The organism is Arthrobacter sp. EpRS71 (assembly GCF_001512285.1).
Taxonomy (GTDB): Bacteria; Actinomycetota; Actinomycetes; order Actinomycetales; family Micrococcaceae; genus Arthrobacter.
In genome coordinates, this window is record NZ_LNUV01000006.1 from 1,804,704 (window position 1) to 1,817,322 (window position 12,619).

Here is a 12,619-nt window from a genome sequence, read left to right on the forward strand (position 1 = left end):
CGAAATTATCAGGCCCCGGCAACGCAAGAACCCGGAGGCTGCAGCTGCAGTTCTCCGGGTTCTTGGCTGTATTCAGATGTTACGGGCGACTGGAGCCTGATGCCTCTTCGTCCGGTTCGGAGGAGAAGGGTCGGTCCCCAGGGACGTCTTCCGTGTTCTTTTCGTCCAACTCGGCGTCCGCCGAAGGTACCGTCTTCTCGGCATAGTCACCCTCGGTGTAGTCGCCTCCGGCGTCATCCTTCAGGGTTTCCGGAGACACTCCAGCGTCGCCGTAATCGCCTTCGGAGTACTGGCCTTCGAGTTCTTCACCGTTGGCATCGTGGTTCTGGTTATTAGCCATGGTGTGCCTTGCGGCCGGTGACCAGGCCGTAGATCAGCAGCACGATGATGGAGCCGCCGATGGCCAGGAGCCACGTGGTGAGGGAGAAGAATTCCTGCAGGCCCGTTCCGAAGATCAGACCGCCGATCCAGCCACCCAGGAGTGCGCCGACGACGCCCAACAGGAGAGTGATCAGCCAGCCGCCACCCTGGCGGCCCGGAAGAATAAGCTTTGCGATAGCGCCGGCCAAAAGACCGAGCAGAAGAAAACCAAAGAAACCCATTTTTGCTCCTACTTTCTTGTTGATGGAAATTCCATGAACGTGATGAAGCGAGTAATTTCACCGGGTGCCTGTTCCAAGATGTAGGCACCGTAATGGGGCCCCTGAAGGCCCTATGGAATGTGGGGAATTGGAACTAGTGTGAAACCCCGATGAATTTGTGAGATGCAGCCAATTAAGCACTCCTGCCGATTGGGTCAGACTCGGTACTACATCAGTAACGCTAGCGGCTCCTGCGGCTGGTAGCAAGTAACCTGACTATTAGTTCGCCCTTGCTTGCGGGCCCGGAATGCCGCGGATCCGCGGCCTGACGCGATGAGAGGTGGTTCGCGACTCCCTTGAAGCCATCCTGCATTTTCCCGGCCGACTGCTCAAGTCCCGCTCTCGATTCCACGCCAACGCCCCTTGCCGCCAGGCCCTGGTGCTTTCGCCGGATGCGGTAGCCACCTGCGGATATCCGGTACCAGGCATAACGCTTTAGCCAGCCGGTTTATTCGGCAAATGAGTGTTAACCCACCCCGCCATCAAAGTTCAGGTGACATGGCATGGCTTGCGGGGCTAATGTCGAGGAATAACACCTCGAAAGGAGTGATTGCTGTGAAAGGAAAGGCATTGTTCGCCGTGGGCGTGGCTGTCGGCTACGTTTGGGGTTCGAAGTCCTGGTCGGAGGTGTATCGGCGGATCCGCGGAGGCACTGAGAAGCTGTGGAAGAACCCTGAGGTTCAAGAGAACGTACATCAGGCTACGGAGGCCGTTCAAGAGTCCGTACCGGACATCCTGGACAACCTGTATGAGGCCGGCAAGAAGTTGATGGAGAAGGCGGAAACGATGTTCCCAGGTATCTCTACGCCGAAAACGGGGCAGTACTCCGACTCTTCGTCCAGCAGCAAGCCCACTACGCCCATCATCACGTCAGATGTTGTGTCCGATCCTGCCCTGGACGACACCACGGGAAGCGACTGGACCGGCGAGGGTGGCGCGGCACCGGAAGGGCCGGCAACCAATACGCCGCCCAAGCACTAACGCGCTTCAAGCAGCCCCCGCGCGGTGAGGCCGCCGTGTCCGGCGAGCCCCGCCGTCGGGGGTTTACTTGTCCGTCTGAGTGTTACCCGGCGCGTCCCACTGCGGCAAGGATCGCCTCGCCCAGTTCCTTGGGCTTGGTGAACTGGGGCCAGTGACCGGTGGGAAGGTCGATGTACTGGACGTCCCGGATCCTGGCGAGTTCGGCCGTGAAGGGGTGACCGGCATCCATCCATTCCTTGAGGAGCGACGACGGGAATTGGCAGGCGATGATGGTGGCCGGTACGCCGTAACGGCGGACGTCGTTCAGGCGTTGCTGGTCAACGGCCACGCCCTTGGGTTGCGGGACGGCCCGGGCGCGGAAGGCTTCTTTGAGGTGGTCTGTCAGGTCAACGAGGTCTTCTTCCTCGAACAGTTCCCACGGCGGCAGCGGGATGTCGTCGCCGTCGTCGGGCAGTTCGTCATTGATAACTCCTCCCTCGCCGAGTGGTCCGCTGTCCACGTAGATGGCGCGGGCCACGCGGTCCGGGCGGGAGTCGGCCACGCCGTGAATGATGGCGCCGCCACCTGAATGGCCCACCAAGACCACTTTGCCGTCCAGGGAGTCCACTTTCGCGGCCACTGCGTCGATATGGGTGCGGAGACCGATGCCGGCGCGTGAAGCATCCACCGACTCCAGTCCGGGCAGTGTCAGTGGGTGGACTGTGTGTCCGGCGGCCACCAGAGGGGGCGTCACCTCCTCCCACGACGACGCGTCCAACCAGAAACCGGGTACAAGGATGATGTCCATGCCGGTACCCTACGGGAGCCCACCGACAGTTTGTAAGAGTGGCTGGCTTCCCTTCGCCACCGTCCTCCCATCCCCCAACTAAGTAGCACTTCAGGTCGTTCTCAGCGCTCAGAACGACCTGATCTGCTACCTACTTGGGTTTGAAGAGGGGTTGACGCGGATCACGAGTCCGGTTCATAGTTATCGTATACGATTTCGTACTTGATGCAGCTCGATGAAGAGGAGGCGCCGTGACACTGGAGTTTCGGACCCAGGAAGTCAGCCAGGACATGCTGGCCCGGACGCGCAAGGTCATTGCGGTCCACATCAACTACCCCAGCCGTGCTGCCCAGCGCGGGCGTACTCCCGAGCAGCCGTCGTACTTCCTGAAGCCGTCCTCGTCTCTGGCGCTCGGCTCCGCGGACGCTCCCGGAACAGTTGAGCGCCCGGCCGGTTGCGAGCTGCTCGGTTATGAAGGCGAGATCGCCCTGGTGATCGGCAAGACAGCTCGCCGGGTTGGCCTTGAGGATGCGTGGAGCCACGTCGAAGGGATCACCGCGTCCAACGACCTCGGCGTTTACGACCTCCGCTACGCAGACAAGGGCTCCAACGTCCGGTCCAAGGGCGGCGACGGTTTCACCCCCGTTGGACCCGCACTCATTCCGGCCGACGCCGTGGACCCCACCCAACTACGGATCCGCACCTGGCACAACGGCGACCTCGTGCAGGACGACACCACCGAGGACCTGCTCTTCCCGTTCGCGCAGCTCGTGGCGGACCTTTCCCAGCTCCTGACGCTCGAAGAGGGCGACATCATCCTCACCGGCACCCCGGCCGGCGCCTCCGTGGCCAAGCCGGGTGACGTCGTCGAAATTGAGGTCACCGGCGGCGACTTCAGCAGCGGCCGTTTGGCCACCAAAGTAACGGAAGGCACGACGCCGTTCGCGGACTTTGGTGCCCGGCCCAAGACAGATGACACCCAGCGGGAAGAGGCGTACGGATCGCGCGAAGCCGCCGGTTTGGCTCCTGCCGTTTCCGTGCTGACTCCGGCGCTGAAGGCGAAGCTCGAATCCGTAGCTACAGCCACCCTGTCTTCCCAGCTGCGTAAGCGCGGGCTGAACAACGTGAGCATCGACGGACTTCAGGCCACCCGGCCGGACCGCAAAGTGGTGGGCCTGGCACGGACCCTGCGCTATGTGCCCAACCGCGAGGATCTCTTCACAACCCATGGCGGCGGTTTCAATGCCCAGAAGCGCGCCATCGACTCCGTAAATGAGGGCGAAATCCTGGTGATGGAAGCCCGCGGCGAGAAGGGCACCGGCACTGTGGGGGACATCCTCGCTTTGCGTGCCCAGGTCCGTGGCGCAGCTGCCATCATTACCGACGGCGGCGTCCGCGACTACTCGGCCGTGGCTGACCTGGAGATGCCCACGTACTTCGCCAACCCGCACCCCGCAGTGCTGGGCCGGCGCCATATTCCGTGGGACACGGACATCACCATCGCCTGCGGTGGAGCCACCGTCCAGCCGGGGGACATCATCGTGGCCGATTCGGACGGCATCCTGGTGGTCCCGCCGGCTATCGCCGAAGAACTGGTGGACGACTGCATCGCCCAGGAAAAGGAAGAGACGTTCATTTTCCAGATGGTCCAGGAAGGCAACAGCGTGGATGGGCTGTACCCCATGAACAAGGAATGGCAAGCGCGGTACGCGGAGTGGTCCGCCCAGCAAAGCCCGGAAGGAGCCCACGGTGACTGAAACCGCCGTCGGAAGTTCCGCCGTCGAGAGCGCCGCCGCTCTGAAGGCTCATCCTGAGAGCAAGTCCCAGCAGGCCTATGCGGCCGTGAAAGCACGGATCGTGGAAGGGACCTACACGCCGGGTTATCGGCTGGTGCTCGCCAAGATCGCCGAGGACCTGGGCTTTAGCGTGGTTCCCGTGCGGGAAGCAATCCGCCGACTGGAAGCTGAAGGGCTGGTGAAGTTCGAGCGGAACGTGGGCGCCACGGTGTCCGGGATCGACCCCACCGAGTACCTCTATACGATGCAGACGCTGAGCATCGTGGAAGGTGCGGCCACTGCGCTGTCCGCTCCCTTGATCGACTCGATAGCCATCGCCCGGGCGCGGGCGGTGAACCAGGAGATGCGTGAGTGCCTGGAGCACTTTGACCCTGTCAGATTTACGGCGCTGAACCAGGACTTCCACAGCGTCCTGTTTGAACACTGCCCCAATCCGCACATCCTGGACCTGGTCCACCGGGGCTGGAACAGGCTGGCCTCGCTGAGGTCCTCCACGTTCCGTTTTGTCCCCGGCCGCGCCCAGGAATCAGTACGCGAACACGAGGCCCTGCTCCAGCTCATAGAGGGCGGAGCGGACGCCGACACCATCGAAAAAGCAGCCCGCCAACACCGCGCCGCCACCCTGGACGCATACCTCTCCACTACCAACTAAAGCAACGCGGGGTCACTTATGGCCCCCAAAACGCCCTCGAAGGGGCCATAAGTGACCCCGCGTTGGAAGAAAAGGAAGACAACGATGACGACCTCCGTAGAGACCACCAAGCACTACATTCCCGAGAACCTCCCGAGCCACATCCAGCACTTCATCAACGGCGAGTTCGTTGACTCCGTTTCCGGTAAGACGTTCGACGTCCTGGACCCGGTCTCCAACGGCAACTACGCCACCGCTGCCGCGGGCCAGAAGGAAGACATCGACCTCGCCGTTGCCGCCGCCCGTGAAGCCTTCGTCAACGGCCCGTGGCCGAAGATGAAGCCCCGCGAACGTGCCCGGGTGCTGAACAAGATCGCCGACGCCGTGGAGGCGCAGGAAGCCCGCCTCGCCGAGCTCGAAACGTTCGATACCGGCCTGCCGATCACCCAGGCCAAGGGCCAGGCACTGCGCGCTGCCGAGAACTTCCGCTTCTTCGCGGACCTGATCGTGGCCCAGTTCGACGACGCCATGAAGGTCCCCGGTTCGCAGATCAACTACGTGAACCGCAAGCCGATCGGCGTCGCCGGCCTCATCACGCCGTGGAACACCCCGTTCATGCTGGAGTCCTGGAAGCTTGCCCCGGCACTGGCCACCGGCAACACCGTGGTCCTCAAACCTGCCGAGTTCACACCGCTCTCCGCCTCCCTGTGGGCACAAATCTTCAAGGACGCAGGCCTCCCTGACGGTGTGTTCAACCTCGTCAACGGGCTCGGTGAAGAAGCCGGCGACGCCCTGGTGAAGCACCCCGACGTGCCGCTGATCTCCTTCACCGGCGAGACCACCACGGGCCAGACCATCTTCCGCAACGCTGCCGCCAACCTCAAAGGCCTGTCCATGGAGCTCGGCGGCAAGTCCCCGTGCGTCGTGTTCGCCGATGCGGACCTGGACGCCGCGATCGACTCGGCCCTGTTCGGGGTGTTCTCCCTCAACGGCGAACGCTGCACCGCCGGCTCCCGCATCCTCGTGGAACGCGCCATCTACGACGAATTCTGCGAAAAGTACGCCGCCCGGGCCAAGAACATCGTGGTGGGCGACCCCCACGATCCCAAGACCCAGGTGGGTGCGCTCGTTCACCCGGAGCACTACAACAAGGTGGCGTCCTACGTGGAGATCGGCAAGTCCGAGGGCAGGCTCCTGGCCGGCGGCGGCAGGCCCGACCACCTGCCCGAGGGCAACTACATCGCACCCACGGTGTTTGCCGACGTCGCGCCTGACGCGCGCATCTTCCAGGAGGAAATCTTCGGTCCCGTGGTGGCGATCACCCCGTTTGAGAACGACGACGAAGCCCTCGCCTTGGCCAACAACACCAAGTACGGCCTGGCGGCCTACATCTGGACCCAGAACCTGACCCGGGCCCACAACTTCTCCCAGAACGTGGAGGCCGGCATGGTGTGGCTCAACAGCCACAACGTCCGCGACCTCCGTACCCCGTTCGGCGGCGTCAAGGCTTCCGGCCTGGGCCACGAGGGCGGCTACCGTTCCATAGACTTCTACACGGACCAGCAGGCCGTGCACATCACGCTCGGCTCAGTTCACACGCCCAAGTTCGGCGCCTAAAGCTCCCCGCCTACCCTTTCAACGAAGAGAGAATCCCATGAGCAACTTCACCGGCCCCATCCCCACGCCCACGGTTCCGGCACCGGACATTGTTCGCTGCGCCTACCTCGAGCTGGTGGTCACCGACCTGGCCAAGTCCCGCGCGTTCTACGTGGACCTCCTGGGCCTGCACGTCACCGAGGAAGACGAGAACACCATCTACCTGCGCTCCTTTGAGGAGTTCATCCACCACAACCTGGTCCTGCGCAAGGGTCCGGTCGCAGCAGCTGCTGCCTTCGCTTACCGGGTGAAGTCCCCGGCCGAGGTGGACGCCGCCGAGGCCTACTACCGCGAGCTCGGTTGCCGTGTGGAGCGCCGCAAGGAAGGCTTCACCAAGGGCGTGGGCGACTCCGTGCGCGTGGAGGACCCGCTGGGCTTCCCGTACGAGTTCTTCTACGACGTGGAGCACGTGGAACGCCTCACCCAGCGCTACGACCTCTACTCCGCCGGGGAGCTGGTCCGCCTGGACCACTTCAACCAGGTCACCCCGGACGTCCCCCGCGGACGCAAGTACCTGGAAGACCTCGGCTTCCGCGTCTCCGAGGACATCAAGGATTCCGACGGCGTCACGTACGCCGCGTGGATGCACCGCAAGCAGACTGTTCACGACACCGCCCTGACCGGTGGCAACGGACCCCGCCTGCACCACATCGCGTTCTCCACCCATGAGAAGCACAACATCATCCAGATCTGCGACAAGATGGGCGCCCTGCGCATCTCGGACAGGATCGAACGCGGCCCCGGCCGCCACGGTGTATCCAACGCTTTCTACCTCTACATCCTGGACCCGGACGGCCACCGCGTGGAGATCTACACCCAGGACTACTACACCGGCGATCCGGACAACCCCACCGTCACCTGGGACGTCCACGACAACCAGCGCCGCGACTGGTGGGGCAACCCCGTGGTCCCGTCCTGGTACACCGAGGCCTCCCTGGTACTGGACCTTGACGGCAACCCGCAACCCATCATCGAACGCGAAGACAAGTCCGAAATGGCAGTCACCGTGGGCGCCGACGGCTTCTCCTACACCCGCCCGGAAGGTGCGTCCGGCGAGGCGGCCGAGGGCTTCAAGCTGGGGGCGCAGGTCTAGGTCATGTTGGACGCGAAGACGATCGAAGCCATTGCCGACGAGCTCCTCGAAGCCGGCCGTTCCCGTACGCCGGTTCCTCGGTTAACTGCCCGCTACCCCGACATGACGGTGGAGGATTCCTATGCCGTGCAGCAGTTGTGGCGGCGACGGAACGAGGAAGCCGGGCGCACGTTGGTGGGGCGGAAGATCGGCCTCACGTCCAAGGCCATGCAGGCTGCCACGGGCATCACGGAACCGGACTACGGTGCCATTTTTGATGACATGGTCCTGGATACCGGGTGCTCCGTTCAGTGGGACAAGTACACGCACCCACGGGTGGAGGTGGAACTGGCGTTCGTGCTCAAGTCAGGGCTCAAGGGCCCGGGCTGCACCATTTTCGACGTCCTCAACGCCACCGACTACGTGGTTCCGGCCCTCGAAATCCTGGACTCGAGAATTGAGATGGAGGGCCGGACCATCGTGGACACCATCTCGGACAACGCCGCGATGGGCGCCATGGTGGTGGGCGGCCGCCCGGTGCGGCCGGACGCCGTCGACCTCCGTTGGGTCTCCGCCATCCTGTATAAAAACCAGACCGTGGAAGAGACCGGCGTAGCCGCCGGAGTGCTGGACCACCCGGCCAACGGTGTCCACTGGCTGGCCAACAAGATTGCCGCGCACGGGGATTCGATGAAGGCTGGCGACATCATCCTGGCGGGCTCGTTTACCCGTCCGATGTGGGTGTACAAAGGGGATACCGTGCACGCGGATTACGGACCGTTGGGAGTGGTGACATGCCAATTCGACTAAGCCCCACCTTCTATTCGGCACTCTCCTCTGCCGGCCGTCCGCTGGCTGGAATGTGGGTCTGCTCCGGCAGCCCACTGGTGGCCGAGATCTGCGCCGGTTCCGGTCTGGACTGGGTGCTGATCGACGCCGAACACAGTCCCAACGGCCTCGAATCCATCCTCGCCCAACTCCATGCCGTCAGCGGTTACCCCGTGCAGGCCATGGTCCGACCACCGGTCAACGACACCGTGGTCATCAAGCAGTACCTGGACCTCGGGGTACAGAACCTCATGATCCCCATGGTGAACTCTGCAGCCGACGCCGCGTCCGCCGTCGCTGCCGTGAGGTACCCGCCGCACGGGGTCCGCGGCGTCGGATCCGCGCTGGCCCGGTCCGCTCGCTGGAACCGCGTCCCGGACTACCTTGGTACCGCCTCGGAGACCATCAGCCTCACGGTCCAGATCGAATCCGAGGCTGCGGCGTCGGCGGCGGAGGAGATCCTGACCGTCGACGGCGTGGACGGCATTTTCCTGGGCCCCTCGGACCTCGCAGCCTCCATGGGCCTGCTGGGACAGCAGGAAAATCCCTTGGTGAGGGCCGTCGTCGAGCATTGCCTTGAAGCCGCGAAAGCGGCAGGTAAGCCCGCCGGCGTGAACGCCTTCAACGAATCAACCGCCCGGGCCTATCTCGACGCCGGTGCCTCCTTTGTGCTGGTCGGCGCCGATGTTGCGGTGCTGGCCCGCGCGTCTGAGGGGTTCGCCTCAACGTTCATCCCTGTGTCCGAGACCGCGGAGCGCGACAGCTACTAGCGGACCCAACTAAGTAGCAGATCAGGTCGTTCTCAGCGCTCAGAACGACCTGAACTGCTACTCAGTTGGGGTGTTCTTCCGCGCCATGTACCACTCGGTGAATTCCCGGGCGCGTCCGTCGTCGGCGAAGCGGATCACCCAGAGATTGTCATAGGTGGGATCCCCGTTCAGGTACGTGGTCAGGCCTTGGACGAAAGCCGTGTCGCCGTCCTGGCCCAGAAGGTTCCACTCGAATGTCCAGTCCTCGGGCTTGTCGCCGGCGTCGGCCCACGCTTTGACGATCTCTTCGTGGCCCTTCCATGGTTTATCCGTGTTGGGTTTGTCGTAGTAGACGGCGTCCTCGGTGAAGAGTGCCCGGACGTCCTCGGGCTCATTCGAGGTCCACGCGCGTTCGTACTTGTCCATCCAGGAGTTCACGTCGTTGGTCATCTACCCGTTCTACCCTCCGGGGCCGGTGGGATCAACGGTGTGTTGGTTACACCGGGCGCTCCTAGGCCGGGCGGGCGATTCCCCGCGTTGACCGGCGGATGTGGTCCGCGGTGAGGCCGGTCAGTGAGGCGAGCTCCAGGTCGTCGCAGACCTGGTTGCGGAGGGCCATCACAATGAGGGCTTCGCGTCGTTCGGTGATCCGGGCCCGATGACGTTCGGCAGCCCTGAGCTCGTCACTCTTCTGCTTCAAGGCGGGCAAATGGACGGTGCGGGGGAGTCCGCTCGGGTGGAGATCGTCATAAGCCAGGGCGATGGTTCGGACCGCCTTCATGTTCTCCCCTGTAGCCGCCGAAACGGTGGCGATGGTGAGCCCATCCTCAATGGCCTGCGCAATCAGCTCGTTTCTAGCAGCGGTCAAAGTACGGATGGCGCTTGTTGCGTGGGACAGCAGCTGCCGATGCGCTCCGAGGGCATGCGCCAGCGTGGCGTGATCCGTGTGATCAGCGGTCTGCGGACGCGGGGCCTTGGCCCGGTAGGTGTACCGTCCGGTGGTTGACCTGGCTTGGTGCGAAACCGCGGGCCCTGACCCTTGGTGGGTTGTCATTGGGTCCCTTTCAGTTTCGGAACAGCACTTCTGACCCTTCGAATCTAGGCAGTGTTCACCGGTCCAAGGAAATACCAATACCGCGTGAACCCATAAGCAAAGTGCATGGAAGAGGTGCCTCGGGATCTCCTCATGCGCATTCTGCGCGGCGAATGAGTGCTGAAACCCCATAACGAGACCCGCGTCATAAGAGCCCCTTATAGATCCACGCACATTAGGTCTTATCCACAGGCCTCGCGAATCCCTAGTCTCGAAAAAGGGGATGCGCGAATCCGCGCGTCCTGAGTCCCACATTCCTGGAGGAGACATGTCGCACTACCTGCCGGCGTCGAGGGTCACCCGCATCAAGTCCTCAGCGAGCGTCGCCGCGGCCGCCCGTGTCCGCGAACTCAAAGCCGAAGGCATCCCGATCATCGACCTGACGGTCGGCGAGCCGGACTTCGATACCCCGGACCACATCAAGGCAGCCGCCATCGAGGCGATCAACAGCGGAGAGACCAAGTACACCTCCGTGACAGGTACTCCCGAGCTGCAGACCGCCATCCTGCGAAAGATCGAGGGCCACACCGGTCACCACTATGAGCGGAATCAGCTGACCATTGGCGGCGGGGCCAAGCAGGTCCTGTATGTAGCACTCATGGCGTCGCTCAATGAAGGCGACGAAGTGATTGTTCCCGCGCCGTACTGGGTTTCCTACCCGGACATGGTGCTCGCCAACGACGGCACCCCGGTGATCGTCGCCTGCGGTGAGGACACCGGCTTCAAGCTCACTCCGGCCGCCTTGGCAAAGGCCATCACCCCCAAGACCAAGTGGCTCATCCTCAACGCCCCGTCCAACCCAACGGGCGCCGTGTACACCCGCGAGGAACTGCAGGCACTCGGCGCGGTCCTCGAGGAAAACCCGCACGTCTTCATCCTCACTGATGAGATTTACGACGAAATCCACTTTGGCGACGGCCGCGTCACCAGCCTGGTCACGGCCGCCCCTGCGCTGAAGGACCGCGTCCTTCTGGTCAACGGAGTTTCCAAGGCGTACGCAATGACCGGCTGGCGACTCGGCTACGGTGTGGGCCCGGCGCCCCTGATCGCGGCCATGAACAAGCTGCAGTCCCAGACGTCGTCGTGCCCGTCGTCCATCAGCCAAGCTGCCGCGGTGGCGGCGCTGAACGGCGACCAGTCCTTCGTCCGCGACAGCGTGGAGGTATACCGCAAGCGCCGGGACGCCGCCGTCGAGGGCCTCAACGCCATCAACGGACTGTCCGTCGCGCCGGCGGAAGGGGCGTTTTACGCCTACGTGAACTGCAGCGGTGTGATCGGCAGGACTACCCAGTCGGGGTCCGTCATCGAGAACGACCAGGACTTCACCCTGTACCTGTTGGACACCGCCCGCGTGGCCGTCATCCAGGGCTCGGCCTACGGACTCGGCCCCTACTTCCGGATCTCCTTCGCCACTTCGCTGGAGACCATCAATGCGGGCGTGGACTCCATCCGCGACGCAGTCAACGCCCTCAACTAGCCTCCCCAAAACTGAAGGAACCCGACAATGATCCACGTCAAGACAAAGTTCGAGCGCCCCGACGCAGACGTCGTCAGCCGCCTCGCCGCCTTTTCCTCCGCCACAATCCACGAAGCCCAGGGCCGCCGCGGCGCGTTGAGCTCCAAGATCAAGCCGATCGACCGCTCCATGTCCTTCTGCGGCCCGGCCGTGACTGTAGCTTGCGCTCCGCAGGACAACCTCATGCTCCAAGTGGCCATCCACTACGCGCAGGCGGGCGACGTGGTCCTGGTTGGTGCGCAGGAAATGGCAGAGGCCGGCACGTTCGGTGACGTCCTGGGCAACGCCATGAAAGCCAAAGGCATCGCCGCGATGGTCACCGATTCCGGCGTCCGCGACACCCAGGACCTGATCGAACTCGGCCTGCCCGTCTTCTCAGGCAGCGTCAGCATCAAGGGCACGGTCAAGGAAACACTCGGGCCCATCAACCACCCCATCGTCTTCGGTGACGAGATCATTTACCCCGGCGACATCCTCCGCGGCGACGCTGACGGCGTGGTGGTGGTCCGCCGCGAAGAAGCCGAGGAAGTCATCGCCCTGTCCCAGGCGCGCGACGACCACGAGCGCGAACTCATCAAGCTGTACCACGACGGCGGCAACACCATCGAGCTCTGTGGCCTCACGGAGAAGCTCAAGGAAAAGGGCCTCCTGGTGGAGGACTAGGCACATCTGCCAGGGCCGGTCACTCACCGTTGAAAAGCGAGGTGGCCGGCCATTGGCGTGCCCTTCCGAGCACAATAAAAGGCGCCGTGCCCGGACTCTTAGGTCTACGGGGCATGGCGCCTTAGGTGTTGCAGCTTGCGTGATGTACGACGACGGGTGGCCGGGTTGTGTGGCTACGCCCGCCGGGTGAATGGCTGGCGGGAGCTGGTTGACGGCGGCGGTGGCCG

General features: G+C 63.5%; 14 protein-coding genes. 9 read left to right on the plus strand and 5 right to left on the minus strand.

Annotated elements, in window-relative coordinates:
• Window positions 1-79: 79 nt before the first annotated feature.
• Both AR689_RS18695 and AR689_RS18700 read right to left on the minus strand, forming a co-directional pair.
• On the minus strand, window positions 80-340 hold the full coding sequence (locus AR689_RS18695; protein WP_062072553.1) for a hypothetical protein: 261 nt from the start codon (window positions 338-340) through the stop codon (window positions 80-82).
• Window positions 333-602 (minus strand): GlsB/YeaQ/YmgE family stress response membrane protein, encoded by a 270-nt coding sequence (locus tag AR689_RS18700; protein WP_011776522.1) that lies wholly within the window; start codon window positions 600-602, stop codon window positions 333-335. Before AR689_RS18700 ends, AR689_RS18695 begins: the two co-directional genes overlap by 8 nt.
• 594 nt (window positions 603-1,196) lie before the next feature.
• On the opposite strand from AR689_RS18700, the gene AR689_RS18705 reads away from it, so the two are divergent.
• On the plus strand, window positions 1,197-1,622 hold the full coding sequence (locus AR689_RS18705; protein ID WP_062072555.1) for a YtxH domain-containing protein: 426 nt from the start codon (window positions 1,197-1,199) through the stop codon (window positions 1,620-1,622).
• 82 nt (window positions 1,623-1,704) lie between these two features.
• On the opposite strand, the gene AR689_RS18710 is transcribed toward AR689_RS18705, so the two are convergent.
• Entirely contained in the window at window positions 1,705-2,409 is a 705-nt protein-coding gene (locus AR689_RS18710; RefSeq protein WP_062072557.1) for an alpha/beta fold hydrolase, read from the minus strand.
• Window positions 2,410-2,639: 230 nt separating this feature from the next.
• Here AR689_RS18710 and AR689_RS18715 point away from each other — a divergent pair, with 230 nt between their 5' ends.
• From AR689_RS18715 to AR689_RS18740, 6 genes are all read left to right on the plus strand, one after another.
• A complete protein-coding gene (locus tag AR689_RS18715; protein ID WP_082698061.1) occupies window positions 2,640-4,145 on the plus strand; it encodes a fumarylacetoacetate hydrolase family protein in 1,506 nt (501 codons plus the stop codon).
• The gene (locus AR689_RS18720; protein ID WP_062072559.1) at window positions 4,138-4,836 is read left to right on the plus strand and encodes a GntR family transcriptional regulator; all 699 of its coding nucleotides are present in this window, start codon (window positions 4,138-4,140) and stop codon (window positions 4,834-4,836) included. Before AR689_RS18715 ends, AR689_RS18720 begins: the two co-directional genes overlap by 8 nt.
• Window positions 4,837-4,920: 84 nt before the next feature.
• On the plus strand, window positions 4,921-6,432 hold the full coding sequence (hpaE, locus tag AR689_RS18725) for a 5-carboxymethyl-2-hydroxymuconate semialdehyde dehydrogenase (protein WP_062072561.1): 1,512 nt from the start codon (window positions 4,921-4,923) through the stop codon (window positions 6,430-6,432).
• Window positions 6,433-6,469: 37 nt separating this feature from the next.
• Entirely contained in the window at window positions 6,470-7,564 is a 1,095-nt protein-coding gene (gene hpaD, locus AR689_RS18730) for a 3,4-dihydroxyphenylacetate 2,3-dioxygenase (protein WP_062072563.1), read from the plus strand.
• A 3-nt stretch (window positions 7,565-7,567) separates the two neighbouring features.
• Window positions 7,568-8,353, plus strand: a complete 786-nt coding sequence (gene hpaH / locus AR689_RS18735) for a 2-oxo-hept-4-ene-1,7-dioate hydratase (RefSeq protein ID WP_062072566.1) — start codon at window positions 7,568-7,570, stop codon at window positions 8,351-8,353.
• Window positions 8,338-9,141: an aldolase/citrate lyase family protein gene (locus AR689_RS18740; RefSeq protein ID WP_082698062.1), complete on the plus strand. Its 804-nt coding sequence runs from the start codon at window positions 8,338-8,340 to the stop codon at window positions 9,139-9,141. Before hpaH ends, AR689_RS18740 begins: the two co-directional genes overlap by 16 nt.
• Before the next feature lie 57 nt (window positions 9,142-9,198).
• On the opposite strand, the gene AR689_RS18745 is transcribed toward AR689_RS18740, so the two are convergent.
• Window positions 9,199-9,570, minus strand: a complete 372-nt coding sequence (locus AR689_RS18745) for a nuclear transport factor 2 family protein (RefSeq protein ID WP_062072569.1) — start codon at window positions 9,568-9,570, stop codon at window positions 9,199-9,201.
• A 61-nt stretch (window positions 9,571-9,631) separates the two neighbouring features.
• A complete protein-coding gene (locus AR689_RS23575) occupies window positions 9,632-10,174 on the minus strand; it encodes a hypothetical protein (protein WP_231745592.1) in 543 nt (180 codons plus the stop codon).
• 307 nt (window positions 10,175-10,481) lie between these two features.
• On the opposite strand from AR689_RS23575, the gene AR689_RS18755 reads away from it, so the two are divergent.
• Both AR689_RS18755 and AR689_RS18760 read left to right on the plus strand, forming a co-directional pair.
• Window positions 10,482-11,690, plus strand: coding sequence for an aspartate transaminase (locus tag AR689_RS18755; protein ID WP_062072573.1), 1,209 nt, complete (start codon window positions 10,482-10,484; stop codon window positions 11,688-11,690).
• Window positions 11,691-11,717: 27 nt separating this feature from the next.
• The gene (locus AR689_RS18760) at window positions 11,718-12,392 is read left to right on the plus strand and encodes a 4-carboxy-4-hydroxy-2-oxoadipate aldolase/oxaloacetate decarboxylase (protein WP_026548509.1); all 675 of its coding nucleotides are present in this window, start codon (window positions 11,718-11,720) and stop codon (window positions 12,390-12,392) included.
• Window positions 12,393-12,619: the final 227 nt, after the last annotated feature.

Bases quoted from the DNA above. Each gene is read 5' to 3' on its own strand.
- AR689_RS18695 (WP_062072553.1), bottom strand. From the start codon at position 340: ATGGCTAATAACCAGAACCACGATGCCAACGGTGAAGAACTCGAAGGC.
- AR689_RS18700 (WP_011776522.1), bottom strand. From the start codon at position 602: ATGGGTTTCTTTGGTTTTCTTCTGCTCGGTCTTTTGGCCGGCGCTATC.
- AR689_RS18710 (WP_062072557.1), bottom strand. From the start codon at position 2,409: ATGGACATCATCCTTGTACCCGGTTTCTGGTTGGACGCGTCGTCGTGG.
- hpaE (WP_062072561.1), top strand. From the start codon at position 4,921: ATGACGACCTCCGTAGAGACCACCAAGCACTACATTCCCGAGAACCTC.
- hpaD (WP_062072563.1), top strand. From the start codon at position 6,470: ATGAGCAACTTCACCGGCCCCATCCCCACGCCCACGGTTCCGGCACCG.
- hpaH (WP_062072566.1), top strand. From the start codon at position 7,568: ATGTTGGACGCGAAGACGATCGAAGCCATTGCCGACGAGCTCCTCGAA.
- AR689_RS18740 (WP_082698062.1), top strand. From the start codon at position 8,338: ATGCCAATTCGACTAAGCCCCACCTTCTATTCGGCACTCTCCTCTGCC.
- AR689_RS18745 (WP_062072569.1), bottom strand. From the start codon at position 9,570: ATGACCAACGACGTGAACTCCTGGATGGACAAGTACGAACGCGCGTGG.
- AR689_RS23575 (WP_231745592.1), bottom strand. From the start codon at position 10,174: ATGACAACCCACCAAGGGTCAGGGCCCGCGGTTTCGCACCAAGCCAGG.
- AR689_RS18755 (WP_062072573.1), top strand. From the start codon at position 10,482: ATGTCGCACTACCTGCCGGCGTCGAGGGTCACCCGCATCAAGTCCTCA.
- AR689_RS18760 (WP_026548509.1), top strand. From the start codon at position 11,718: ATGATCCACGTCAAGACAAAGTTCGAGCGCCCCGACGCAGACGTCGTC.